Consider the following 26,205-nt stretch of genomic DNA (forward strand, 5'->3'; position numbering starts at 1 on the left):
GTGTGATCGCCTGGCGCGGTGGTAGGTATGGATGGTGGCGCCTTTCTTCCGGACCAACAGCCGGGAATTCGACTTTCCGCCGTTCGCCGGACTGCCGCCGATCCGCTACGTCCTGGCCGCGGCACCGCGCTCCGGCAGCAATATGCTCGTCCGCGCGCTCTGGCACACCGGGCGGGCCGGTTTCGCCGACGGATATCTCACGGACACCCACGTCCTCGACTACTTCGAGCGCTGGGGATTCGACACCGCCGATCCGGCCGCCTTGGTGAAAGGCTATATCGCCAAATTAATGACCTGCCGGACCAGCCCGAACGGAGTTTTCGGCATCAAGGTACACGGCGAGCACCTGCAGGGACTCGAAGTCGACCTGGACGAACTCCTCATGTCGCCCCGCTACATCTGGCTGCGGCGCAGGGACCGGCTCCGGCAGGCCATCTCGTACGTCCTGGCCAGGCAGACCGGCGTCTGGATCGTGGACGGCATCTATCTGTCCACCAGCCGGGCACTTTCCGAGCCCCAGTACGACTACGCCGAGATCCGCCGCCACCTGCAACACCTCGACGGCGAGACGAGGGTTTGGCAGCAGTATTTCGACCGCCACGAACTCGTCCCGCACGTCATCTTCTACGAGGACATGCTCGCCGACTATCCGCGAACCGTCCTCGGCTGCCTGCGATACCTGGGCGTCGACCCGCCCGATTCCCTGCCGGACCCCGGTATCAAACGCCAGTCGGGCGAGATCACCGAACGGTGGCTGGACATGTTCGAGCAGGACAGCGCCCGGTACGGAGACGGCGCGGCAATCGTCAAGGAATCGTCGAGCTGAGCGGCCAGCGCCTTATCCGGTACGGCGTCCACCACACGAACCCGCCCACCTGATGCAGCAGTTCCGCCCGCAGATAGCGCTCCGTCACCGCCGGCGAGAGGGTCGTCACCCGCACGCCGCGCAGCAGCGGCGCGATCGCCTCCTCGCGGTGCGGATGGCGGATGACCAGGCGCCTGAACGAGCCCGTCCGGCGGTCGCGGATCTCGATGAAGCCGGGGCCGAGCCGGTAGCCGTACTTCGCGATGTGGAAGGTTGCCCGCCACTCGGCCGCGATGCCGTCCCCGGCGGCGCCCGCGTACACGGCCGCCGGCGGGTGGAGGTGGCTGAGCGCCCGCCAGCCCGCCGGACCGTCCGGCATGCGGATGGTCCAGTCGACCGCGATGCCGTGGCTGGTCAGCTCGCGGATGACGGTGAGGGCGGCCACCGCCGCGGCGCCGTCCGCGTCGTCCAGGTCGACCGTGTCGTCCAGTCGGGCGAGCTGGACGCCGTCTTCGGCCACCCGTGACACGGTCGCGACGGGGTCACCGGTGACGTCCACGCGGCCCGCGTACATGCCCGGGACCCGCATGGCCGCCGGGTCGCGGTCCTTCCACAGCGTCAGCGGGACGCAGGCCGGTGGCGCGCTCATCGCGGCATCCCCGCCGGAACCGCCATCGCCGCGAGTGCCGGTACGAGCGGCTCGCCCCGGCTGAGATTCTCGCCGTCGAGACGCATCAGGTCCTGATTGGCGACGGCCGGCGCGACGTGGACCGCCTGACCCGCGTCACAGAAGATCAGGCCGAGCGCGCGCCAGCGGGCGAGCAGCGCGTCGATCAGGGCCTCGGTCACGCCGTCGTGCCGGGCCGCGGCCTTGCGCGTGAGCCCCGCCGGGCTGTGCGGCGTGTCGAGCAGGCGGAACACCGTCACCTCCAGCGGTTCGGTGAGGTCGAGCAGGTGCCAGGAGAAGCCGGGCCGGGTGTCGACGAGGACGATGTGGTCGCCCAGGTCACAGTGGGTCAGGCGGCTCCGCGAGTAGGCGTTCTTCCAGTCGGCGACTGCCCCGCGCAGGCGGTCGAGGCAGCCCGCGTCGATGCCGCGGCGCGGCGAGTCGAAGACGTAGACGAGGTCGGCGAGCTCGGATTCGGGCAGGTCGTAGATGTGCCGGTACTGCGCGGCCGGACGGAGCTCACCGAAACCCAGCTCGGGCCGGTCGAAGTACGGGCTGAAGCGCTCGACCTTCAGCCGGGTGGCGTTCGACGGCGGCATGAGGTGATGCAGGGCGGGCACCTGGTCGATCACGCTGTCGTAGTCGGCCTCGGACTCGCCCGGGAAGCCGTAGAGGTAGTTCCAGTTCAGGTTGATGCCGACGGTCTCCGAGTCGCGCAGCAGCCGGACGTTCAGGCAGCCGCTCACCCCTTTGTCCATCAAGGTGAGCACCCGGCTGCTGAGGTTCTCCACCCCCGGCTGCACGTAGTCGATGCCGGCCGCGCGCAGGGTCTCCAGCTGGTCCCGGCGCAGGTTCGACTTGATCTCGTAGCCGATCCGCAGGTCGTAGCCGGATTCCTGGAGGCGCGGGGCCATCGAGGACAGGTAGGTCATGTCGAGGATGTTGTCGGTCACCCACACGTCGAGGACCCGGTGCCGTTCGACGAGGGTGAGGATCTCGTCGACGAACCGGCCGGGGTCCTTGCTGCGGAACTGCATGAGCGACCCGTTCAGCCCGCAGAACGTACAGTGGTGCTTCTCGCCCCACCAGCAGCCGCGCGACCCCTCCACGGTGAGCCGCGGTTCCACCCAGGTGCCCGCGACGGACCTCGCGTGCTGGTCGAAGTAGTCACCGAAGTCGGGCGGGACCAGCGCCTCCGGTGGCAGAGGCCGGGCCTCCACCCGGTTCGTGACGGACTCGCCGTGCGGCCCGCGCCAGCACAGACCGGCGATCCCGCTGACATCGCCGGCGGCCCCGGCGCCGGCGCCGGCGCGGATCGCGCTGAGCAGTTGCGGGAAGACCAACTCGGCCTCGCCGCGCACGATGAAATCGACGTACGGGAAGTTCCGGTGCATCGCCGCGCCCTGCGGTCCTTCGCAGTTCGGGCCGCCGAATACCGTGACGGCGTCCGGCGCCCGCTTCTTGACCTCGCGGGCCGCCGCGAGGGCTGCGGCGTTCTGGGCGAAGGTGGCGGTGAACCCGACCACGTCCGGCTCCATGGCCGCGATCCGGTCGGCGATCTCCTCGATGAACAGCGGCGCGAGCTCATGGAGTTCGGTCGCCTTGGCGAGCATCCGCTCCGGCACGCTGCCGCCGAGGAACTCGGCGTACTCCGCCACCTTCCACCGGGGCCGCTCGTTCAGCGCCGCCGAGAAGATCCACTCGCTGTGGCCGGAGAAGTAGGAGCTCACGAAGGTGTCGTACTCCTCGAACGTGAAACCGACGTGGGCGTGCACCCAGTCGATGTAGTCGAGGTTGGCGTGTATGACATCGACGTCGTCATCGGGGAACACGTCGAGGACCCGGCGCTTGAGCACGCCGAGCGAGAGCGACGGTGCGTCGATCGACGACCACGGCATGTCCACCAACACGATGTGCATGGGTCTTGCCCCTCATCTCCAGGTCGTACCGGTCACCACAGGCCACGCCGGGACAGCGCGCGCCGCGCCGCGTCGCTCTCGGCCGTCGGGATGGCCGCGAACGCCGCGGCCACGCGCTCGGAGACCACGCCGCGGGTGACTCCGGCGGGCGTGGCGAAGTACGCGTACGGTACGGCGCCGTCGCCCGCCGCGGCCTCGCCCCAGGAAACGAGGGCGGCCGGCGCGTACCGGCGGAGGGCGGCATGACCGCGGTCCGTCTCGACGATCCCCTCGCTCCCGATGAAGAACGACAGCGGCTGCTCGCAGGCCAGCGCCGTGAACAGGGAGATCATCAGCTCGTGGTCCACGGTCTCCCGCAAGATCGCGGTGTCGGGCCGCGTCTCGGCCAGGCTGAGCAGGTACGACGCGAACGCCTCCTCCACCGACACCCCGGCCCCCGAGTACGGAATCAGCCGGAACCTGGCGAAACTCGGCGACCCGAGGAAGCCGTCGAGCAACTCCGCCTCGCCGACGCCGGCCGCCGCGAACAGCGACACGCTGCGCGGGAACGTGGACGCGAGGCTGCCCCCGGTGCCGAGTCGCCAGATGTTCGAGCGGAACCGGCGCGCGGCGGCGTCGAGCTCGTCGAGGTCGATCGTCTCCAGGCACTCCAGCTCACCGGCGTCCGCGGCCACGGCCACGGCGCCTTCGGTGGCGAGGCGCTCCCGCAGCCGGCCGTCGAGCAGCAGCCGCATGATCAGGTCGGCGAGCTGTTCACCGTCGAGGGACCGCACGACCGGGGTACTCACCGCGCCGTCCCGTCCTGCCGCACTGCCGCGTCCTGCCATGCTGTCCCATCCCGCCACGCGGCGACCAGCGTTTTCAGCCGGCCATAGTTCCGCCGCGACTTCTCGACGAGCCGGCCGTCGTCGCGGAACATCGGGTCCTCGTAGGTCACGCCGAGCAGGTTCGGACAGCGCGGCAGCAGGTACTCGGTGAGTTCGAGCTGCTCGTCCAGCAGGACTCCGTGGTGCAGGTCGCGGAACTTGCCCTTCACGATCTGACAGCCGGACAGGTGCAGCTCGCGGCAGCGCCCGAGCGGCAGCGCCTCGATGTCGTCGAGCATGTGGCGCCCGGTACGCCCGCGCAGCCACTGGTAGCTGAGCAGGTGACCCACATCGAGCGTCACCTGTACGTCGGCGTCGTCAGCGAGCCGGGTGAAGTACGCGAACGCATCGAGGTGCCCCAGAACGAACGACCCACCCTCGGTGAAGCCGGGGAATTCGACGTGCAGCGGCAGCTCCAGGAGGCCGGCCGTCTCGGCCACGTTCCGCGTGGCGATCTCCAGGCCCGGTTCGGTCAGCGGCGGCGGCAGCGGGTACGGCAGCGGGCAGCCGCGCAGGTTCCAGATGCCGAGGTCCTCGACCACCCAGCGGAATCCGTAGCGAGCCGCGAGCTCGTTGGTGTACTCGGCCGCGGGCCGCCGGTCGTAGCGCTCGGGCGTGCCCATGTTGAACTCGGTCTGGTGGAAGGCCCGGTCGAGCCCGGCGGGCAGCGCCTCGAAGAAGCGGTCGTAGGCGTGTACGTAGTCGGCCACCCGGGGGGTCGCGCGTGAGCGTGGCTGGTAGGCGAAGGCCGCGTACGCGAAGTCGGCGCCGTGGCGCTCGGCGAAGGCGCGTACCCGTGGCGTGATGTCCCCGCCGTCGTCCGTCTCCACGAACCCGACGCCTCGCCGCCCCAGCGCCCCTCCGCCCCACGGCATGTCCATGAGCAGCCCGAACCCCAGCCTGGCCGCGCCGGCCCTGCCCCCCGCGACCGCCTGCCTGGTCCCTGTCGTGATGTCGGTCGTCATGTCGGCCTCCTGACGGCTTCGCCACCTGCGACGGCAGGCGCCTCCCAACGCACCGCGCCCGGCCGGTCTGCGCCCGCCTGGTCTACGCCCGCTGGACCTGCGTGTACCTCGTCCGTGCCCGTCTGGTCCGTGCCCGCCGTCACCTCGACGCCCGCCGTCACCTCGACCAGGCCGGCCAGCAACCGGCGCCCGTGGGCGGTGCGCGCCCCGAGCAGGCCGTCGGCGCGCTGCTCGACGTCGCGCCGCGGGAGCGCGTAGAACCGCTCCCAGACCAGGTCGGCAACCACGATCCGACCGGCCCCGTCTCCGCTCGCGTCCTTCAGTCCGTTCGCGTCGCCGGTGGTTTGGCCCTTTGTGCCCGGGACCCCGGCCACGTCGACGCCCGCCGGCACGGTCCGTACCCACGGATACGGCCTGACGGTCGCGACCCCCGCGCCGGCTGCAGCCACCCGCGACCCGGCGCCGGGCCGCCGCGGCAGGATCGCAGTCGCCTTCCCGGGCCGGACCGTGTGAAAGACCCGCACCAGACGGTCGAGCGCCTCCGCCCGGGTCGGACCGTCGAGCACGGTCAGCGGATGGCCGACCCGCCCGGAAAGGTAACTGAGCTCGGGATTGCCGGCGAGCGCGCCGGAGGTGTCCAGGGAGAGGCCGAAGCCGTCCGGATCCCGCGCGAGCCTGCTGCCGGGCTCGGACACCATGAGTTCCAGCGCGTCGATGCCGATCCGCTCCTGGTTCGCGGCGAGGAACCGCAAGGACTCCTCGAACTCGGCGTCCGTCTCGTCGAAGACGTAGCCCATCACGGAGAACCGCAGGACGATGCCCGCCGACGCGACGTTCTCGACGATCCGCTGGTAGTCGGCCGCCCGCACGCCCCGGTCCATCAGGTCGAGCAGCCGCTGGGAGGTCCCCTCGTAGCCCACCGACATCAGCTCGCAACCGACCTCGGCGAGGCTCCGGCAGAACGCCGGATCGGCCAGGGTCGCGTCCAACCTGCTGCGTACGCCGAACCCCACCTTGACGCCGCGGTCGCGCACCTCGCGCATCGCCTTCACGATCAGCCGCAGGTTGGTGTTCTCATCGGAGATCGACACGAACTCCGCGCCCGTGTCGCGGACCACCGTCTGTACGGCGTCGGCGATCTGGCGCACCGTCCCCTGCTGGTAGGCGCCCGGCGCGAGAGACCGGTTGCCGTACGAGCAGAACGCGCACCGACCCCAGTAGCAGCCGACGCACGAGATGATCGCGACCTCCATGGTCTCGTTGAGGTAGGACCGGACCGGCAGCCCGGCGAAGTCGGGCGGCCCGAGGTCGTGGAAGCGCAGCGTGATCGGCTGTTCGGACCGGCGGGCGGGCGCCGCGCGGGGCAGCCAGATCATGCCGGGGACCGCATCCTGCGGGGCGTTGCCGTCCAGCGCGTCCAGCCAGCGTTCGAGCGGCTGCTCGCCGGCGGTCCAGCACAGCGCGTCCACCGCGGCCCGGACGCCGGGGAGCCGCGCGAGCTCCTCATGCCGGATCATCACCTGCTGGCCGCCGAGGCAGATCTTGGCGTCCGGCCGCAGCCGCCTGACCCAGGCGGCGATGATCAGGGCGGGCGCGAGCTGGCTGAAGAACGCCACGGACAGGCCGACCACGCGCGGACGATGCCGGGCCAGCAGCGTCTCGACCATGCCGGACAGCCGCTCGATCGGCATCCCCGACGCGGCGGGCGGCAGCAGAGCGGCCTGCCGCGCCGCACCGTCGAGCTGGGCCAGATCCCGCCATGTCCGGACGAGGAAGGCGTCGCGTACGAGCAGCTCGATCGCGTGGTGGGCGAGGCGGACCGCACGGGCCGGGCCCAGTTCGCCTGGCGGTTCCTTCCGCAGGACGTGGGCCCGGAGCTCGTCGATGTGTCCGGCGACGACGTCGGCCATCGCCCGTCGGTACCAGGCGCCCGCCCCGGTGCCCGGCTGGTCGCGCACCACGTCGCTCAGCAGCTCCGGATGTTCCAGCAGGTCGTGCAGCAGGGCGATGTTCAGGTCGGCCTGGTGGACGCGCCGACCTTGCCGCCGTAGATGACCGCTGAGGTAGGGCAGGCTCAGATAGGGAAAGAACCTGGCTTCGGTCTGCGGCGGAAAGATGAGCAGGACGTCGACACCCTCGCCGCCTGCCTCCTGCCCAGACGGCACGATCTGCTCGGACGGCAGTCTCGTCAGGCCCTGGCAGGCAGGTCGCCGGTGTCCTCGGCCGCCTTGTAGGTGTAGGAGTGGTACGACCCGCTGAGCTTGAGTTCGCTGGATTCGATCACCTCGAGCTGGTCCAGCTCGGTGAATTCGTCGTCGATGAGCATTTCGGGTTTCACCGCGGCCACGGTTCCTCCTCGTGGGAATCTGCCGACAGTCATGGGCTTAACCTGTTCAACGATAGTCAAGCGATTCTTGGCGTCAATAGCCGCCGAAAAGGGTCGCAGCAGAACCAGTACAAATGCCTTTTACGATCTCTGAAAGGGCGCCGGAACAGCGCAATAAGGACTGCTATAAAACGTGGTCACGGCGCAGAAGGTTCGTCCCCTTGATGAGTCGACCGCTCAAAGGCGGCCACAGCGGTCGGCAGGGTGGGAAACAGATGCTCAGGACCGATCGCGGCAGTAAGCCCGTAGGCATCGAGTGAGGTGCGCAGGTCCTGTTTGACCCGGGCCATCGCGAACACGATGCCCCGGCGGACCAGTTCGGCGCGCAACGCCTCGACGGCGTCCAAGGCGGTGACATCCACCTCGACATTGGCCTCGACATTGAGCACGAACCAGGAGACCTCGCCCTCATGCTGGTCGACGGCGGCCAGAGCGCGGCGCCTGAAGTCCTGGGCGTTGGCGAAGAAGAGCGGGGAATCGTAGCGGTAGACGATCAGGCCGGGCACCGTGTGCGCCTCGGGATAGTCGTCGACGTCGTGCATGCCGGCCAGCCCTGGCACGAGTCCCAGGATCGCGTCGTGAGGGCGGGCCACGCGGGCCAGCATTTCGGCCACGGACAAGGCGACCGCGAGCAGCACCCCGTACAGGATGTCGAAGACCAGCACCCCGGCGAACGCACCGAGAGCGAGCAGCAGTTCGCTACGTCGGAAGGCGGCCAGCCTGCGGAACTCGGCCAGGTCGATCAGCCGGAAAGCCGCGTAGACCACGATGGCGCCGAGCGCGGCGGCGGGGAAGTGGGTGAGCAACGGCCCGGCGAACAACAGCACCGCGACCACCCCCGCCAGGGCCACCAGGGAGTACAGCTGGGTGCGGCCGCCCGCCGCGTCGCCGAGTGCGGTACGGCTGCCGCTGCTGCTCACCGGGAACCCGCGCAGCACCCCGGCGCCCACGTTGGCCACGCCGAAGGCGAGCAGCTCCCGGTTGGCGTCGATCTCCTGGTTGTGCCTGGCGGAGAAGGAACGCGCGGTGAGCATGTTGTCGCTGTAGCCCACCAGGAGCACGCCGAGGGCGGGCAGTATCAGCTCGCTGAACTCGCCGAGGGCGGGCATGGCCGGCGTCGGCAATCCGGAGGGGATCGTGCCGACCACCTTGATCCCGTAGCGCTCCAGCCCGAAGATCGTGACGCAGCCGGTGGCCAGCAGCACGGCGAGGAGCGGCGCGGGTGCCCGTGGCCAGCGCCACTGCAACAGGAAGAGGAAGGCCAGGACGGTCGCGGCCAGCAGCAGCGTCCACGGATGCAGGTGCGGCAACCCGCCGGCGAAGGAGACCAGTTGCTCACGGAAGGTGTCGCCGGACACCGAGGTCCTGGTGAGCTTGCCGAGTTGACTGGCGATCATGATGACCGCCACGCCGGCCAGGTAGCCGACCAGGATGGGCTTGGACAGCAGGTCGGCGACGAACCCCAGCCGCAGCAACCAGCAGACCAGCGCGAGCAGCCCGACGACGACGGCCAGACCGGCCGCGAGCGCCGCGTACCTGGCCGGGTCGGCCCCGGCCAGGGGGCCGATGGCGGCGGCCGTCATGAGCGCGGTCGTCGACTCGGGGCCGATCGACAGCTGCCGGGAGGAGCCGAGGAGCGCGTACAGCACCAGCGGGGCCAGGCTGGCCCACAGCCCGGCCACGGGAGGCAGACCGGCGACCGTGGCGTACGCCATGACCTGAGGGACCAGGTAGGCGGCCACGGTGAGCCCGGCCAGCAGATCACCGCGCAGCCATGCGCGCTGATACCCGGGCAGAAGTGAAGTCACGTTCTGCTTTGTACCGCACACCGAGGTCCTTAAGGCTCAGGGCGGTCGGGCGGAGAGCATCGATCGTCCTAAAGCCCCGCCTGCACGTCCTGCTCGGCCTGCTGGGCGAGCAGGCGGTGGCGGTTGGCTCGATTGGCCTCCTGCCGGCGCGGATCCGGGATGGGCGCCGCGAGCAGGAGGCGCTGGGTGTACGGGTGCTCGGGGCGCGATGTCACGACATCCCCGTCCCCGTCCTCGACCAGCTCCCCTCGATACATCACCGCCACCCGATGGCTGATGTAGCGCACGACGCCCAGGTCGTGCGACACGAACAAGTAGGCCACACCCAGCGACTCCTGCAGCTCGATCAACAGATCGAGCACGGTCGCCTGGGTCGACAGATCAAGTGCCGACACAGGCTCGTCACAGACGACGAGCTTCGGCCGCAGCGCGAGTGCCCGGGCGATCGCGACCCGCTGGCGCTGTCCGCCGCTGAACTCCCGCGCGTAGCGGTCCACGGCGTCCTTCGGCAGTCGAACCTTGTCGAGGAGTTCGCGTACCTGCGCCTGGGCGGCCTGACGCTTGACGCCCGTGATCCAGAGCGGCTCGGTGAGGATGTCGCCGACCGTCATGCTCGGGTTGAGCGAGGTGTAGGGATCCTGGAAGACCACCTGCAGCTCGCGCGCGAGCCCGCGACGCTCACGGCGCGAGGCGTGCCCGATCTCCCGGCCCTCGAACCGAATCGAGCCCCCGGTCACCGGGGCGAGACCGAGGATGGCGCGCCCGAGCGTGGTCTTGCCTGAGCCCGACTCGCCGACCAGACCGACGGTCTCGCCGGGCCGAACGTTGATCGAGACCCCGTGAAGGGCACGGAACGGCTGCGCGCGGAAACCCTTGGACGGGTACTCGACAACGAGGTCTTGCACCTCAAGCAGCGATTCAGGCACGACCGTCCCCCGTAACCCGGGCGAGCCGAGCGGGCCGCCCGTCGAGCATCGAGCCGAGCAGCGACCGTGTGTAGTCGTGCCGCGGCGTGTCGAAGATCGCCTCAGCGGGCCCGTCCTCGACGATCTCGCCCTGCCGCATCACGAGGACGCGATCGCAGATGTCGGCCACGACACCGAAGTCGTGCGTCACGAACAGCACGCCGAGACCCTTCTCCTGTTGGAGGTCACGAAGCAGGTCGAGGATGTCGGCCTGCACCGTGACGTCGAGCGCCGTGGTCGGCTCGTCGGCGATGAGCAGTTCGGGATCGCATGACACGGCACCGGCGATGAGGACCCGTTGCGCCATACCGCCGGAGATCTCGTGCGGGAAGGCGCGGTACGTGCGCGCCGGGTCCGGGATGCCCACCCGGGCGAGCAGGTCGAGCACGCGGTCACGGGCCGCCGCGCGGGAGAGGCCGAGGTGCACCCGGACGACTTCGCTCAGCTGGTTGCCGATCCGGAACGACGGGTCGAGGTTGCTCAACGGCTCCTGCGGGATGTAGCCGATCCGGTGCCCGCGTACGGTGCGCAGGAACGAGGCCGAGCGGCCGAGCAGCGGCTCGCCGGCGAGCGCGATCGCCCCGGAGGTGACCTCGCCGCCGGTCGGCAGCAGGTCGAGCACCGAGAGCGCGACCTGGGTCTTGCCCGATCCGGACTCGCCGACGAGGCCGACGACCTCGCCGTGCGCGACATCGAGCGAGACTCCGTGGACGACCTCGACGGAGCCGCCGCCGTAGGCGACGCGTAGATCACGGACCGAGAGCAGCGCGTCCGACGGGGCCGCCCCGCTCCCGGCCGGAGGAGCTTTGACACTGCGGCGGCGGACCGGCTTCGCGGCGCCGGCCTGCAGGGCGTCCCGCAGACTGCTCGCGACCAGCGCGAGGGCGGCCGAGGTCAGGAAGAGGGCGAGGCCGGGCCAGAACAGCATCTGCGGAGCCTGGAAGATGTTGAGGAAGCCCTCGTTGAGCATGGAGCCCCAGCTGGCGGTCTGAGGGTCGCCGAAGCCGAGGAACTCCAGGCCGGCCTGGATGTTGATGCAGATCGCCAGCACCATCGCGCTGTGCATGATGAGCGGCCCTCGTACGACGCGAAGCATGTGCCGGGCGATGATCCTGGTGTCGCTCAGGCCGGACACCAGGGCGGCGTCGATGTAGAGCTCGTTGCGTACCCCGCTCACCGTGGCGCGCACCAGACGGTAGGCCCCGGGCGCGAGAATGACGCCGAAGATGACCATCGACGTCCAGATGGAGGGGCCGAACACCGTGCGCAGCGCCAGCAGGACGATGATCGCGGGCAGCGCCTGGAGCAGGTTGGACGCCCACGAGCTGACCGAGTCGAAGGTCCGGCCGTAGTAGCCGGCGATGAGCCCTGCGGGCAGACCGATGACGAGCGAGGTGAGCAGGGCGATGGTCGCGCCGAGCAGGCTGACCTGGGCGCCGTACAGAAGCCGGGAGAGCAGGTCGCGGCCGGCGCTGTCGCCGCCGAGCGGGTGCGCGGCGGAGATCGGGGCGAAGATGTCGTCGAGCGACGACCGGGCCGGGTCCTGCGGGGCGAGCACGGCCGCCAGTACGGTCGCGAGCAGGATGAGCAGCAGGATCACCAGTGAGATGACCCCGAGCGGGTCGTGCACCACCTTGCCGATGACGCCACGCCGTGCCGGAACCGCTGCGGGGGCCGGGATCGGGACGAGCTGACTCATGAGAGACGCACCTTCGGGTTGAGCAGGCCGATGGCGAGGTCGACCACGAGGTTGACCAGCACGACGATCGTGGTCATCACCAGGACCACGCCCATGATGACCGGGACGTCGCCGTTGACCGCCGCGTTCGTGGCGGCGAGGCCGAGTCCGGGGAGCGCGAAGATGCGCTCGACGAAGACGGCACCGCTGAGCGTGCCGATGAAGGTGAGCGCGACGACCGTCAGCGCCGGCGCGCTCGCGTTGCGCAGGACGTGCGCGACGACCCGCCAGGACGGCAGGCCGCGCGCACGGAGCGTCCGCACGTAATCCTGTTCGAGGACGTCGATCACGGACCCGCGCACCTGCTGCGCCACGCCGGCGACCGCGCCGACCATGAGCGCGACGACGGGCAGGGTGATCGAGGCCAGCCACTGGCCGGGCGAGGCGGTGAAGGCGACGAATCCCGTCGCGGGAAAGAGCCGCAGTCGCAGCGCGAGGTTCGACACGAGCAGCAGCGCGAGCCAGAACCCCGGCACCGCGAAGCCGACGATCGCGAGCACCTGGAGCGCGATGTCGAGGGCGCCCCGGCGGAGCGCGGCGGCGATGCCCAGGGCGAAGGCCAGCAGCGTCGAGACCAGGATCGAGCCGATCACGACGGTGAGGGTGACGGTGGCCCGGCTGGTGAGCAGGGAGCCGATGGGCTCCGCCGTGAACCACGAGCGGCCGAGGTCCCCCACGGAGAGATGCCCGACATAGTCGAAGAACTGGACGTACAGCGGCCTGTTGACACCAAGCTCGGCCGACTTGGCGGCGACCTGCTCGGGCGTCGCGGTCTCACCCAGGATCTGCCGCGCGGCGTTCGCCGCGTTGCCGAACATGAGCAGGAACGTGAGGGAGGGGACCACCAGGAGCACTGACAGACCCGCGCCGATTCTCTTCGTGAGGAACGCCAACACCTTGACTGCCTGCTTCCTACTTGCCGGCCGGCGCGTAGTTGTAGATCGACGGGATGTTCTGGCTCTTCTGCAGCGTCACGTTGACGGGGCCGGCCACGAAGTACTGCTCCTCGATGAACAGCCAGGGATCGAACCAGACGTTGTCGATGAGGAACTTGTTGATCTCACCGATGATCTTGGCGTGGTCCTTCTCGGCCGCGGCCGGGTAGGACTCGATCAGCTGGGACAACTTGGGGTCGGTCGTGTGCAGCGGATTCCAGGTGGCCTTCTCGACGAGGTAGTTGTTGATCACGATCCAGTCGGTCGGGCCCGCGCCGAAGATCGCGGGGGACATCGCGTACTTACCGCTCTGCAGGCCCGCGAGATACTGCGGGATCGTGCCGAGGTTCTCGAATTTCACCCGGATGCCCAGGGCGCCGAGGCTGTTCTTGAAGTTCTCCATCGCGGCGGGCGTGGTGTTCGCGTTGATCGGCAGGGTCAGCTCGAAGCCGTTGGCGTAACCCGCCTCCGCCATGAGCTTCTTCGCACCGGCGACGTCGTAGGCGTACGCGTTGTTGAGCGATTCGTCGTATCCGGGGGAGGACTTTCGGAAGATCTGCGTGTCGGGCACCCCGGTGTCCGCCATCAGGGCTTTGCGGATCTGCGGCACGTTGAACGACATGGCTATCGCGCGGCGAACCCGCTTGTCCCCGAGGGCCGGGACGATCGAACCGGCGCGGTCGAAGAAGATCGTGCCCATCCACGAGATGCTGTCGTCCGGAGTCAGATGTTTGATGCCCGCGGCCGTGGCGGCCTTGCGGTTGTCGGCGCCGGAGAGGTTGGCGGCGTCCACCTGACGGCCCTGGAGTGCGTTCACCAGCGACACCTCGTCGGGGAAGATCTTGAACACGACCTTGGCGAACTTCTGCAGCTCGGGGTTCCAGTACCCCTTACGCGCGGTGAAGGTGTAGGTCGAGCCCTGAACCGTCGCGGCGGCGTCGAGCACGTAGGGGCCCGAGCCGACCGGGGTCGTGGCCAGGCTCTTCGGGTTCTTGAGCGCGGCCGGGCCGGCCATGCGGCCGGCCGCGTCCGAGAGGTTGTAGAGGATGTCGGGATCAGGCTTGGTGTAGGTCAGCGTGACCGTGTCCGGGTCGACGACCTTGACCGAATCGAGGAAGGCGAGCTCACGCGAGAGCGGGCCGGTGCCGTCGTGGAAGTGTTCGAGGCTCGCCTTCGCCGCCTCGGCGTCGAAGGGAGTGCCGTCACTGAAGGTGACCTTGGGGCGCAGGTTGAGCGTGATCGACTTGTTGTCCTCGGAGAGCTTCCAGTCGGTCGCCAGCATGGGGGCGAAGGTGCCGTCCGGCTTGCGCAGGATGAGGGAGTCGTAGGCGGCCTGGGCATAGGGGACGAAGTTGGCGTCGCCGGCCCCGGCGGGGTCGAACGTCTGCGGGGCGATGGTGCTGCCGAGGGTCAGCGTGCTGGTGGCGGCGCCGCTGGGGCTCTGCGGCTCGGTGCCGGAGCAGGCGCCGACACCCATGGTGACGCCGACAGCGAGGGCGGCTGCGACGACGGTGCGGATGTGCATGAATACTCCCTTGTATGCCACTTCGGTCCGTTGCGCGGCGGCGACGGCGTGGCGGGTCTTGCCAAGCACCTGAGCGGTCAGGCTGGAAGGACGATCGACCGCATCGCCTGGGCGATGCGGAGCGCCCGGGCGTCGCAGCCGCCGGGCGGTGGCATACGGCGGACGATGTACCCGAAGCTGATTCCGGTTTCCGGGTCGTGGAAGCCGAGCGCGCCGCCCATGCCGTCGTGGCCGAAAGCACGGAATCCGCCGAAGAGGAGCCCCGGGACGGGCTTCTGGAAGACGATGCCGTAGCGCCGCTCGATCCCGATCACCTCGTCGATGCCGGCCACCTGGGGTTGGGCCAGTTGCGCGATGGTGTCGGCGGAGAGCAGGGGCGCGCCGGTCAGGCCCACAGTGCTCTCCGCGAAAAGAGCCGCGATGCCGCGCGCGGACGCGGTCGCGCCGGCGGCCGGCATGCCGATGGCGCGGTCACGCCAGGCCTGGCGACGACGCTCGTCCTCATCCGCGGGGATCGCGCCGCCCGCCATCACGTAGACGCCGAGCTGGCCGGGTGTGCGGGGAAAGGGCGGGGCGGCGGAGCCGGTGACCGGGCGCATCGGCAGCAGGTCGAGAGCGCGCGGTTCGAGCTCCTCGGGAAGTCCTAGATAGAAGTCGAGGGCACGCGGCCGGCGGATCTCCTGCTCGTAGAACTCGGCGAGGGTCCGCCCGGTGATGCGGCGGACGATCTCGGAGCCGAGGATGCCGATGGTCACGGCGTGGTAGCCGAAGGCCGAGCCGGGATGCCAGAGCGGGCGCTGCGCGGCGAGCAGTTCGGCGCCGCGTACGGTGTCGGCGAGCTCGTCACGGGTCAGCCTGGGCGCGGTCTGCGGCAGGCCGGCCTGGTGGGAGAGCAGTTGGCGGACGGTGATCGCGGCTTTGCCGGCGGCGGCGAACTCGGGCCAGTAGCGCGCCACCGGGGCGTCGAGGTCGAGCTGCCCGCGTTCGAGGAGGAGGCCGATGCTCATGGCGATCGTGTTCTTCGACACGGAGTAGGGGATGAGCAGGCTCTCCCGGGTGATCTCGGGGCCGATCGCGATGTCGAGCACGAGCTCCGAGCCCGCGTAGGCGGCGATCTGGATGTCGTCGTCGCCGAACTCCCCTCGCTCGGCGATCCCGTCGATGAGCGGGCGGAACGGGGCGGCGACGTATCCGTCGAAGCTCGTCGTGGGGACGGTCATGCGATGGCTCCCTACGTTCTCACGGTGGCGCGTGAGCAACAGTTATGGAAGATTAAACACTGACCGGTGGTAGGTATGTCAATGATGCCTTATGCCGGACCTGCGCTTACAAGGAAGCTGGAGTCGCACATGCCACCCACCTCGCCGGCAGCCGCCGATGACACGCTGACCGCGCGGAACGGCACGCGCTTCAGGGATCTGGACGGCAACGGCGCGATGGAGCCCTACGAGGACCCGCGACTCTCCACCGCCGAGCGGGTCGCCGACCTCATGACCCGCCTCTCGCTCGCCGAGAAGGCCGGCCTCATGTTCCACACCCAGGTGGTCGCGACCGCTGACGGTCAGGTCTCGAACGTGCCGATCCGACCGGGCCGCGTGGGCGCCGCCGACCTCGTCGGCGGCAAGCTCATCACGCACCTCAACGTCGTCGAGATGCCCGGGCCGCGGGAAATGGCGCGCTGGCAGAACGCGGTGCAGGAGCTCGCCGCACGGAACCCGCACGGCATCCCGGTCACCCTTTCGACCGACCCGCGACACGGTTTCGGGCACAACGCGGCCGCGTCCTTCGCGGCGAGCGACCTCTCCGCCTGGCCCGACCCGATCGGCCTGGCCGCGATCGGCGACGCCGATCTCGTCCGCCGATTCGGCGATGTCGCACGACGCGAGTACCTCGCGCTCGGCATCCGGGCGGCGCTGCACCCCTCCGTCGACCTGGCGACCGAGCCGCGCTGGGCCCGCCAGTACACGACCTTCGGCCAGGACGGCGAGCTCGCCGGCCGCCTCGTCGTCGCGTACCTGGAGGGTTTTCAGGGTGCGACCCTCGGTTCCGGCAGCGTCGCCTGCATCACCAAGCACTTTCCCGGCGGCGGGCCGCAGCGCGACGGCGAGGACCCCCACTTTCCTTACGGGCGCGAGCAGATATACCCAGGCGGCCGCTTCGACGAGCACCTCGCGCCCTTCCGCGCGGCGATCGCCGCCGGCACCGCCGGCCTCATGCCGTACTACGGGATACCGATGGCCCTTGAGCTGGCAGGCGAGCCGATCGAGGAGATCGGCTTCGGCTTCAACAGGCAGATCATCACCGGCCTCCTGCGCGAGCGTCTCGGCTATGACGGCGTGGTGTGCAGTGACTGGGGACCCGTCACCGACGCGCTGTCGCCCGACGGGAGCCGCGGCCTGCCCGCACGGGCCTGGGGCGCCGAGGAGCTCACGCCGCGCGAGCGGGTACGCCGCCTCGTGGCGGCGGGTTGTGACCAGATCGGCGGAGAGGAGTGCGTCGACATCCTCATCGACCTCGTCGAGAACGGCGACATTCCCGAGTCGCGGATCGACGAGTCCGCGCGCCGGCTGCTCGCGGTGAAGTTCGATCTCGGACTGTTCGACGATCCGTTCGTCTCCGAGGACGAGGCCGTCGCCGTCGTCGGCGCGCCCCGGTTCGTCGCCGAGGGGCTGGCCGCCCAGGCCCGTGCGATGGTCGCGCTCACCCCGCTCGACGCGCTACCGCTGCGGCCCGCGCGGCTCTACGTCGACGGTCTCGATCCGGCGGCTGTGGCAGGGGCCGCCGAGATCGTCGACGACCCGCGTGACGCCGACCTGATCGTGGTCCGGATCGCGGCGCCGTGGGAGGCCCGCGACGCGTACATGCTGGAGAGCGGCTTTCACGCCGGCAGCCTCGAGTTCGCCGAAGCCGACATCGCCCGGATCCTCGGCCTCGTGGCGGTGGCGCCGACGGCTCTCGTGGTGGGCCTGGATCGACCCGCGATCCTCACGCCGTTCCTCGGCACCGGGGTCACGTTGCTGGCCGAGTTCGGCGCCTCCGACCGCGCGGTGCTCGACGTCGTCCTCGGCATGGCGAAGCCGGAGGGACGGCTGCCGTTCGACCTGCCACGCTCGATGGCCGCGGTCGAGACGAGCCTTCCCGACGTGCCCGGGGACACCGCCGACGCATTGTTCCGTGCCGGATACGCTGCCAGCAGCACAGCCGGGAACACGGACCTGAGATGAAGGGAACACCGTTGCCCGACAGGGAATCCCCCACACCCGCGCGCCCCGGCCCCTATGACAGCCCGGGCCCCTATGAGAAGGGGCGGGCGAAGCGCCGGGAGATTCTCGACGCCACACTCGAACTGATCGCCGCGAACGGCTACGGCAACATGAGCCTGCAGCAGATCGCCGACGCGGTGAACATCACCAAGGCCGGGCTGCTCCACCACTTCGGCTCGAAGGAGAACCTCCTGACCGAGGTGCTCCGCCGCCGCGACGAACGCGACACCGCCTCCTTCACGAACAGCGCAGCCGTCGAACCGCGCATCACCCGCATCGTCCGGCACAACAGCGAGGTGCCCGGCCTCGTGGAGCTGTACTCGGCGCTGATCCAGGAAGGAGTCGACACGGAGCACCCCGCGCACGACTACTTCAGGGAGCGTTTCCACCGGGTCGCCGGGAATGTGGTCGCCGACATCAGACACGCCGCTGACGCGGGCGAGCTGCGGCCCGGGCTCGACGCCGAGATGCTGTCCCGCGTCATGATCGCGGTCGCGGACGGTCTCCAGCAGCAGTGGCAGTACGACCGCTCGATCGACATGGCAGCGCATCTCGACTACCTGTGGTCGTTGCTCGGCACAGCACCGGCTCGGCACATCGACCTGCCTGAGGATCCGGCCACGGGTGGCACGGCATGAGCGACCGGGGATTCGGGCCGCACAGTATGCTCGCCGACATTCTGGACCACGCCGAGGCCCGCGACATCATCCGGCGCACGTTGCCCGGGGTCGTGAACTCGCCGCTGCTGGTGCAGCTCCGCCGACGCGCCCTCGGCGACATCACGGCCGCCGGTCCGTACGCCCGGCTCACCCCCGCACAGCTCGATGACCTGTGGCGCGAGCTCGCCGCACTCGACTCCGGCGACCCGGGCGTGCGCTCTGATCCGCCGGCGATCACGCCGGATGCCCATTATGAGCAGGCCGGCACGCCTCGCGGTTCGGCCGAAGTGGTCTCCGCGCCCGCAACGGGCGACGTATGGGCGACCTGGGAGCTCGTACTCGCCGGACCGAGCCATGGCAATCCGTTCGTCGACGTCGAGTTGTCCGCCCGCGCGACCGCCCCCGACGGCTCGACACGCCGGCTCGGCGGCTTCTACGACGGCGACGGGATATGGCGCGTCCGGCTGCTGCCCGACCGGGCCGGACGCTGGGTCGTCACGACGGAAGCGACCACGCCCTCCCTCGACGGCGTCACCGTCGAGCTCACCGCGGCGGCCGGTGCCGGTCGAGGGCCGGTTCGGGTGGCGGACCGGTATCACTTCTCGTACGCGGACGGCACCCGTCATCTGCCGCTCGGCACGACGGCGTACGCCTGGACCCACCAGAGCGAAGCGCTGCAGGAACAGACCTTGCGCACGCTCGCCGACTCGCCCTTCACCAAGATCCGGATGGGGACCTTCCCCAAGTCGTATCTCTTCAATGCCAACGAGCCGCCGCTCTATCCGTTCGAGCGGAACAGCGACGGTGGGTGGGACTTCACTCGCTTCAACCCCGCCTACTTCCGCGCCTTCGAGCGTCGGGTCACCGATCTCGCCGCGATCGGCGTCGAGGCCGATGTCATCCTGTTCCACGCCTACGACCGCTGGGGCTTCTCGGACATGGGCACCGCCGCGGACGACCGCTACATCCGGTACGTCGTCCGGCGACTGTCGGCGTCGCCGAATGTCTGGTGGTCGCTCGCGAACGAATACGACCTGCTGTTCTCGAAGACCGTCGATGACTGGGAGCGGCTGGCCGCGATCGTGGTCGAGGAGGACCCGGTCGGGCATCTGCTCTCGATCCACAACTGCTTCGGCTTCTACGACTACGGCCGGCCGTGGATCACCCACGCGAGTGTGCAGCGCATCGATGTGTACCGCACCGCCGAGAACACCGACCAGTGGCGTGAGCAGTGGGGCAAACCCGTCGTCATCGATGAGTGCGCCTACGAAGGCGACATCGACCAAGGGTGGGGCAACATCACGGGTGAGGAGATGACCCGGCGGTTCTGGGAAGGCGCGGTGCGCGGCGGCTACGTGGGGCATGGGGAGACCTACCTCAACGATCGCGAAGAGCTGTGGTGGTCCAAAGGCGGCGAACTCATCGGATCGAGCCCGGACCGGATCGCCTTCCTCAAACAGATCATCGAGGAATCACCGACCGGCGTGCTCGACCCGCTGCCCAGCGACTGGGACACCCCCTGGGGCGGCGTGGCGGCGCGCTACCTGATCGCCTACTTCGGCTTCAACCGGCCGTCCTATCGCGACGTCACGCTGGAGCCCGGAACGGTCTGGACGGTCGACGTGATCGACACGTGGAATATGACCGTCGAACGGCTGCCCGGCACATACTCGGGCGGCTTCCGGATTCCGCTGCCGGCGCGCCAGTACATGGCGATCCGGCTCGTCGCGGCCGACGGGTAGCCGATCGCCGGGACCGACGAAAACAATCGGATCCGGGGTCTCTGACCTACACCCACCCGACAACCGGGTGGGTGTAGTTCGTTCAGTCCCACCTGATTCCGGAATACCATGGGGGGGTATGGTGTTCCGGACATCAAGGATGTCGATCGGAGGGGCGGAGATGGCCGGATACAGCGACAACAAGCAGGACCACGCGCGACGGCTGCGCCGGGTGGAGGGGCAGATCCGCGGCTTGCAGCGGATGGTGGACGAGGACAAATACTGCATCGACATCCTCACCCAGGTCTCCGCGGCGACCAGCGCGCTGCAGTCCTTCGCCCTCTCCCTCCTCGAAGAGCACCTGGCCCACTGCGTGGCCGAGGCCACCTTGAAGGGCGGTCCCGAGGCCCAGGCCAAGATCAAGGAGGCCTCGGACGCCATCGCGAGACTCGTCCGTTCCTGACCACTGACCCACTCGAAGGAGAGATCGATATGAGCACCCCTCTCAAGCTCGGCTCCTACGTCCTGGGGCTCGCCGTGGTCTTCGGCGGTGCCTTGGGCGTGGGCAAGGTGGTGGGGCCGATCGGGACACCGCCCGCCGGCCACGCCGCCATGGCGACGTCCCGCGACCTGGGCAGCTTCCAGCACCTGCACCCCGTCGAGGCCGACGGCATCTGGTCGGTCAAGCTCACGCTCCCGGTCGCGGGGAGTTATCGCGCGTTCGCCGACTTCGCTCCCACCGGGGGCAGCGCTCTGACACTGGGCGCCGACCTGTTCGCCGCGGGCGCGTACGCGCCGAAGCCCCTTCCGCAGGCCGCCCGTACAGCCACCGTGGACGGATACACCGTCACCCTCGACGGCGATCTGACTCCCGGCCAGTCGAGCAAGCTCACCCTCAAGGTCAGCAAGGACGGCAAGCCGGTCACCGACCTGCAGCCCTACCTCGGCGCCTATGGCCACCTGGTGGCACTGCGGGCCCGGGACCTGGCCTACCTCCACGTCCACCCGGACGGCGAACCCGGTGACGGCAAGACCAAGGCCGGTCCCGAGATCGTCTTCTATGCCGAGGTGTCGAGCACCGGCGACTATCGCCTGTTCCTCGACTTCCAGCATGAGGGCAAGGTCCGCACCGCCGACTTCACCGCCCACACCGCCCAGCCGGCCACGGCCACTGAGCGAGAGAAAGGAGAAAAGTGATGTCCTCTCTCACCGATGACCAGCACAACGCGGTCGAGCTCTCGATCGGTGGCATGACCTGCGCGTCCTGCGCCAACCGGATCGAGCGCAAGCTCAACAAGATGGACGGCGTGACGGCGACGGTCAACTACGCGACCGAGAAGGCGAAGGTCACCTTCCCCGAAGGCATCGACCCGCTGCAGCTCATCTCGGAGGTGGAGAAGGCCGGTTACACGGCCGCGCTGCCCGCACCGCCCAAGGCCGCTGAGCAGGAGCCGCAGGACGAGCTCCGGCCGCTGCGCGACCGCCTGATCACCTCAGTGGTGCTGTCCGTGCCGGTGATCGCGATGGCGATGATCCCGCCGTTGCAGTTCACGAACTGGCAGTGGCTGTCGCTGACGCTGGCCGCGCCGGTGGTGGTCTACGCGGGCTGGCCGTTCCACAAGGCCGCCTGGACCAACCTGCGTCACGGCGCGGCGACGATGGACACGCTGATCTCGCTCGGCACCATCGCCGCGCTCGGCTGGTCGCTGTGGGCCCTGTTCTTCGGTACGGCCGGGACTCCCGGCATGACGCACCCGTTCGAGTTCACGATCCAGCGCACCGCCGGCGCCGGCAACATCTACCTGGAGGCCGCGGCGGGGGTGACCGCGTTCATCCTGGCCGGCCGCTACTTCGAGGCCCGTTCCAAGCGCCGCGCCGGCGCCGCCCTCCGCGCGCTGCTCGAACTGGGCGCCAAGGACGTCGCTGTGCTGCGTGACGGTGTGGAGACCCGCATCCCCAGCGACCAGCTGAACGTCGGGGACACCTTTGTCGTACGCCCAGGCGAGAAGATCGCTACGGACGGTGTGATCCAGGAAGGCACCTCAGCCGTTGACGCTTCCATGCTGACCGGCGAGTCCGTACCAGTGGAGGTACGGCCCGGCGACGCCGTTACCGGCGCCACCGTCAACGCGGGCGGCAGGCTCGTCATCCGCGCGACCAGGGTCGGGACCGATACCCAGCTGGCTCAGATGGCCAAGCTGGTGGAAGCGGCGCAGACCGGCAAGGCACAGGTCCAGCGGCTGGCCGACCGGATCTCCGGCATCTTCGTGCCCATCGTGATCGCGCTGGCCATCGGCACCCTCGGCTTCTGGCTGGGTACCGGCAACGGTGCGGGAGCGGCCTTCACCGCGGCGGTGGCCGTACTGATCATCGCCTGCCCGTGCGCCCTCGGCCTGGCCACTCCGACGGCGCTGCTGGTCGGCACCGGCAGGGGAGCGCAGCTCGGCATCCTGATCAAGGGGCCGGAAGTGCTGGAGTCGACCCGCAAGGTCGACACGATCGTGCTGGACAAGACCGGCACGGTCACCGAGGGCAAGATGACCCTCACCGGCGTGCACCTGGCCGACGGCGAGAACCGCGACGAGGTCCTCAGACTCGCCGGCGCGCTGGAACACGCCTCCGAGCACCCGATCGCCCAGGCCGTGGCGAAGGGCGCCAGGAACCGGGTCGGCGACCTTCCCACGCCTGAAGACTTCGCCAACGTCGAAGGACTCGGCGTGCAGGGCATCGTCGACGGGCACGCGGTGCTGGTCGGCCGTCCGAAGCTGCTCGCCGAGTGGTCGCAGTACCTCACGCCCGAACTGGAGCGTGCCCTGCACGCCGCGCAGGCCGCCGGCCGTACCGCGGTGGCTGTCGGCTGGGACGGTCAGGCGCGCGCGGTGCTCGTGGTGGCCGACGTGATCAAGCCGACCAGCAAGGAGGCCATCGGGCAACTGCGCGGCCTGGGCCTGACCCCGGTGCTGCTGACCGGTGACAACGAGGCGGTGGCCAGGACGGTCGCGGCCGAGGTCGGCATCGACGAGGTGATCGCGAAGGTGCTGCCCGCCGACAAGGTGGACGTGGTCAAGCGGCTGCAGGGCGAGGGCAAGGTCGTGGCCATGGTCGGCGACGGCGTCAACGACGCGGCCGCGCTGGCCCAGGCCGATCTCGGCCTCGCCATGGGCACCGGCACCGACGCGGCCATCGAGGCCGCCGACCTGACGCTGGTCCGCGGCGACCTGCGGGTGGCCGCCGATGCCATCAGGCTGTCGCGCAGGACGCTCAGCACGATCAAGAGCAACCTGTTCTGGGCCTTCGCCTACAACGTGGCCGCCCTGCCACTGGCCGCGCTCGGCCTGCTCAACCCGATGATCGCCGGAGCGGCCATGGCGTTCTCCAGTGTCTTCGTGGTCAGCAACAGCCTGCGACTGCGCGGCTTCAAGTAATCGACCTGGACGCGAGCTCGCCCCACTGTCCTTGGAGGAATCTCATGTGCCGTCTTCGCCCGTTGGCCTCATGGCGGTGGCGCTGCGGCCGGTGACCGCCGATTAATACTTCAGCTCGTAGTAGTACCGACCTCAAGTACAGGTCAGACGTGGCTCAGGTGCGTAGACGGTGTGGAACTTCTGTTTGCGCTGTACCTTGCCGTCCTGCTTGAAGATGCGCCAGACGTCGATGGCGAAGCCCTCGACCCCGTCCATCGGGATGCACTTGGGGGCGGACTCGGTGAGGGTGGGGATGGGCTTGACGTCATAGCGGGAAGAGCTCTGCGAGTCGATGTCGAAGCGCTTGGTGCTCCAGAACTGGACGGTGATCGAGGTGCTGGTGTACGAGGCCTTGATCAGTACGCCGTAGGGGGAGTCGTTACGCCATCTGAAGTCCGGTTGCGGGAAGGAGACCGTGGACTCCCGGCCGGCCGGATAGCGGGAGATGTAGTACTGGTGCGCCATGTGCTGCACATCCTGGAAACCGCCGAAGAACACCGCGTTGAACATGGTGGTGGCGAACTGCGACACCCCGCCGCCGACGTCGTTGACGAACCGGTTGTTCAGGATCATCGGCGCCTCGACGAAGCCGCGTGCCTTGTCCCGCTTGCCGACGATGCCGTTGAGGGAGAACGTCTCGCCGGGTCTGACGACGTAGCCGTCCACGATGTCGGCGATGTGGTGGATGTTGGTCACCCTGGGCGCGCAGCAGGGGTGGCGAGTGGTGAAGGAGCTGACCTTCTCCTTGATGCCGAGCTTCGTGGCCTGGGCGGTGGTCACCCGCGGTTGCGTCTCGGTCACCGGCACGCGCACGCTGCGCTGACCGGCCGCGAGCGCGGCGGAGACGGCCTTGTTGAGCGCCTTGGCGTCGATGCCGCGGCCCAGGCGCGCCGACATGACCTGAGGCTTGCCGTTCACAATCTTGAAAGAGGCATCCTTCGGACGCTGGGTCGCGGCGACGAGCTGGTTGTCCAGGCCGGCCAGGACGTCCTTCGCGTTGAACGAGGGCATCAGCCGCCCTTGGCCGTCGGCGACGAAGCGCAGCCCCGTGGCCAGTCCCGCTGCGGGTAGTTCCGCCTTCTTGCTGCCGTTGACCAGCGTCAACGGTGCGGCCACGGCGGTCCGGGCCAGGGCGCCGGCGACCCGCTTCACTTCGGACGCCGAGCCGGCAGGCGGGCTCGTAAGAACCTTCAGCGCCACCGACGCGCGACCATTCAGATACGCCTCTTGTACGGCTCCCACCGCACCGGCGCGATCGAGGGCGCGGCCTGACTTGGGCAAGATCACCTGCGGCTCGAGCCCGCGGTAGCGAATGCTGCCCTCGCGGGGCTTGGCGTCGATGTTCCGGGCCAGGTCGGCGAGCTTCGCGGTAAGGCGACGCTCATCGACCGCGACCCGTGGCCGCAGGTCACGGGTGCCACCGAACAGCGAGCGCGCGATTCCCGCCGGAGTGCCGGCGCCGTTGAGCGCGGCCTCGACCGTGGCCCGGGTATCGAAGGTCAGCCCCAGCGCGGACGGCACCAGCCGAACCGTCTTACCTGCCGCCGACAATGCCAGCGGGCGTGCGGCCCGTTCACTCAGCTCTCGATCCAGCTTCGTGCGTGCGTCGGCCGCCGACAGACCGCCGATGTCGACGCCATCGACGCGGGTGCCGCGCGGCACCTCACCGGCGAGCGCGATCGCGGGTACGGAGTAGGCCAGCACCGGGACGGCGACCACGGCCGCCAATATGACGGCGACCCGGCCCCGCCGAGAGGACGCGGTGCGCCGGCCGCGCCGAGAGGACATGGTGCGCCTGCCGCTCGTGACCGGCTGGGCGGCTTCCTTGTTCCGGCGTTCGTGATCGTTTCGTGATTTCATGGTTCGTGGCACATCGTAGGGCCGGGCGGAAGGTTTCGGTGACGTTCTGGCCACAGTGGCCCGATTCGTAGCTCGCGCGATCTTCGACGCCGAGGGCCGGCCGTCGTAGACCGTCGGCCGTGAAGGCGCTCACGTCGCACTACTAATGGCCATCGTAGAACAGCCGTGGCGGGAGTCCTGACTCTGGTCTACGGCGTCGCCCTCGCGCTGCGCCCCCGCACCCACTCCAGGCCACGCGCCGAGCGGGACGGGACCGTCAAAGCTGGTGCAACCGGTTGTACTCACCGGCAAAACATTCATCCGACCCTTTCGTCACGAAAGCTGTGTGACCTGGGAGATCTAGTTATCGATATATCGGTAACGTCTTTGTAACGCCTGCAAAGGGTTGACGAAACTTTTGGCGCACCTATAGGAAAGCGCTATCCGATCCCGCCGTGCCCGGGCGGCCTGGAATGAGGGATGCATGCGTCCATGACCGATTCAATCCCTGTGACCCCGGAACGTGCGCTCGCTCCCCGGCGATCCCACGTCAACTCGCCGGGAAGGAGGCGCGCCAAGCAGGTGAACGCTCACAGACGGCGTGAGGCGCGTACCGCCTACGTCTTCCTCGCGCCATGGTTCATCGGTCTGTTCGTGATCACGGTTGGTCCGATCCTGGC

At 69.3% G+C, this 26,205-nt stretch carries 20 protein-coding genes; 7 read left to right on the forward strand and 13 right to left on the reverse strand.

All coding sequences use genetic code 11. The annotated features are described in order from the left end of the window. Positions 1–31: 31 nt before the first annotated feature. Positions 32–826 carry a Stf0 family sulfotransferase gene (locus AB0F17_RS42420; RefSeq protein ID WP_358035299.1) on the forward strand — a complete coding sequence of 265 codons (795 nt, stop codon included), beginning with the start codon at positions 32–34 and terminating at the stop codon, positions 824–826. On the opposite strand, the gene AB0F17_RS42425 is transcribed toward AB0F17_RS42420, so the two are convergent. From AB0F17_RS42425 to AB0F17_RS42480, 12 genes are all read right to left on the reverse strand, one after another. Continuing rightward, positions 807–1,454 (reverse strand): DUF5825 family protein, encoded by a 648-nt coding sequence (locus tag AB0F17_RS42425; protein WP_358035301.1) that lies wholly within the window; start codon positions 1,452–1,454, stop codon positions 807–809. The two genes, AB0F17_RS42420 and AB0F17_RS42425, sit on opposite strands and share 20 nt — an antisense overlap. Further along, positions 1,451–3,391, reverse strand: coding sequence for a RiPP maturation radical SAM C-methyltransferase (locus AB0F17_RS42430; RefSeq protein WP_358035303.1), 1,941 nt, complete (start codon positions 3,389–3,391; stop codon positions 1,451–1,453). Before AB0F17_RS42430 ends, AB0F17_RS42425 begins: the two co-directional genes overlap by 4 nt. A 32-nt stretch (positions 3,392–3,423) precedes the next feature. Next, entirely contained in the window at positions 3,424–4,179 is a 756-nt protein-coding gene (locus AB0F17_RS42435) for a hypothetical protein (protein ID WP_358035306.1), read from the reverse strand. Further along, positions 4,176–5,222, reverse strand: coding sequence for a DUF692 family multinuclear iron-containing protein (locus AB0F17_RS42440; protein WP_358035308.1), 1,047 nt, complete (start codon positions 5,220–5,222; stop codon positions 4,176–4,178). The genes AB0F17_RS42435 and AB0F17_RS42440 overlap by 4 nt, the downstream gene beginning before the upstream one ends. Further along, entirely contained in the window at positions 5,219–7,387 is a 2,169-nt protein-coding gene (locus AB0F17_RS42445; protein ID WP_358035310.1) for a radical SAM protein, read from the reverse strand. Before AB0F17_RS42445 ends, AB0F17_RS42440 begins: the two co-directional genes overlap by 4 nt. Positions 7,388–7,410: 23 nt before the next feature. Further along, on the reverse strand, positions 7,411–7,569 hold the full coding sequence (locus AB0F17_RS42450) for a hypothetical protein (RefSeq protein ID WP_214635454.1): 159 nt from the start codon (positions 7,567–7,569) through the stop codon (positions 7,411–7,413). 176 nt (positions 7,570–7,745) lie between these two features. Beyond that, positions 7,746–9,416, reverse strand: coding sequence for a sulfate permease (gene sulP / locus AB0F17_RS42455; protein WP_358035312.1), 1,671 nt, complete (start codon positions 9,414–9,416; stop codon positions 7,746–7,748). A 68-nt stretch (positions 9,417–9,484) separates the two neighbouring features. Continuing rightward, a complete protein-coding gene (locus tag AB0F17_RS42460; protein WP_358035314.1) occupies positions 9,485–10,342 on the reverse strand; it encodes an ATP-binding cassette domain-containing protein in 858 nt (285 codons plus the stop codon). Then, on the reverse strand, positions 10,335–12,080 hold the full coding sequence (locus tag AB0F17_RS42465) for a dipeptide/oligopeptide/nickel ABC transporter permease/ATP-binding protein (RefSeq protein WP_358035317.1): 1,746 nt from the start codon (positions 12,078–12,080) through the stop codon (positions 10,335–10,337). The genes AB0F17_RS42460 and AB0F17_RS42465 overlap by 8 nt, the downstream gene beginning before the upstream one ends. After that, positions 12,077–13,012, reverse strand: a complete 936-nt coding sequence (locus AB0F17_RS42470) for an ABC transporter permease (protein WP_358035320.1) — start codon at positions 13,010–13,012, stop codon at positions 12,077–12,079. The genes AB0F17_RS42465 and AB0F17_RS42470 overlap by 4 nt, the downstream gene beginning before the upstream one ends. A 19-nt stretch (positions 13,013–13,031) precedes the next feature. Beyond that, entirely contained in the window at positions 13,032–14,579 is a 1,548-nt protein-coding gene (locus AB0F17_RS42475) for an ABC transporter substrate-binding protein (protein ID WP_358035323.1), read from the reverse strand. 77 nt (positions 14,580–14,656) lie between these two features. Then, positions 14,657–15,799 carry a serine hydrolase domain-containing protein gene (locus AB0F17_RS42480; protein WP_358035326.1) on the reverse strand — a complete coding sequence of 381 codons (1,143 nt, stop codon included), beginning with the start codon at positions 15,797–15,799 and terminating at the stop codon, positions 14,657–14,659. A 129-nt stretch (positions 15,800–15,928) separates the two neighbouring features. On the opposite strand from AB0F17_RS42480, the gene AB0F17_RS42485 reads away from it, so the two are divergent. The 6 genes from AB0F17_RS42485 to AB0F17_RS42510 all read left to right on the forward strand — a co-directional run bounded on the left by AB0F17_RS42485 (position 15,929) and on the right by AB0F17_RS42510 (position 23,647). After that, the gene (locus AB0F17_RS42485) at positions 15,929–17,803 is read left to right on the forward strand and encodes a glycoside hydrolase family 3 N-terminal domain-containing protein (RefSeq protein WP_358035329.1); all 1,875 of its coding nucleotides are present in this window, start codon (positions 15,929–15,931) and stop codon (positions 17,801–17,803) included. A gap of 11 nt (positions 17,804–17,814) precedes the next feature. Next, positions 17,815–18,480: a TetR/AcrR family transcriptional regulator gene (locus tag AB0F17_RS42490; protein ID WP_358035332.1), complete on the forward strand. Its 666-nt coding sequence runs from the start codon at positions 17,815–17,817 to the stop codon at positions 18,478–18,480. After that, entirely contained in the window at positions 18,477–20,243 is a 1,767-nt protein-coding gene (locus AB0F17_RS42495) for a DUF5605 domain-containing protein (RefSeq protein ID WP_358035335.1), read from the forward strand. Before AB0F17_RS42490 ends, AB0F17_RS42495 begins: the two co-directional genes overlap by 4 nt. Positions 20,244–20,403: 160 nt before the next feature. Further along, entirely contained in the window at positions 20,404–20,685 is a 282-nt protein-coding gene (locus tag AB0F17_RS42500) for a metal-sensitive transcriptional regulator (protein ID WP_358035337.1), read from the forward strand. 29 nt (positions 20,686–20,714) lie between these two features. Beyond that, a complete protein-coding gene (locus AB0F17_RS42505) occupies positions 20,715–21,419 on the forward strand; it encodes a hypothetical protein (RefSeq protein ID WP_358035340.1) in 705 nt (234 codons plus the stop codon). Continuing rightward, positions 21,419–23,647 (forward strand): heavy metal translocating P-type ATPase, encoded by a 2,229-nt coding sequence (locus tag AB0F17_RS42510; protein ID WP_358035343.1) that lies wholly within the window; start codon positions 21,419–21,421, stop codon positions 23,645–23,647. Before AB0F17_RS42505 ends, AB0F17_RS42510 begins: the two co-directional genes overlap by 1 nt. Positions 23,648–23,779: 132 nt before the next feature. On the opposite strand, the gene AB0F17_RS42515 is transcribed toward AB0F17_RS42510, so the two are convergent. Next, positions 23,780–25,546 carry a VanW family protein gene (locus AB0F17_RS42515; RefSeq protein ID WP_358035346.1) on the reverse strand — a complete coding sequence of 589 codons (1,767 nt, stop codon included), beginning with the start codon at positions 25,544–25,546 and terminating at the stop codon, positions 23,780–23,782. Positions 25,547–26,205 lie beyond the last annotated feature (659 nt).

Source organism: Nonomuraea sp. NPDC026600 (assembly GCF_040638335.1).
Taxonomy (GTDB): Bacteria; Actinomycetota; Actinomycetes; order Streptosporangiales; family Streptosporangiaceae; genus Nonomuraea.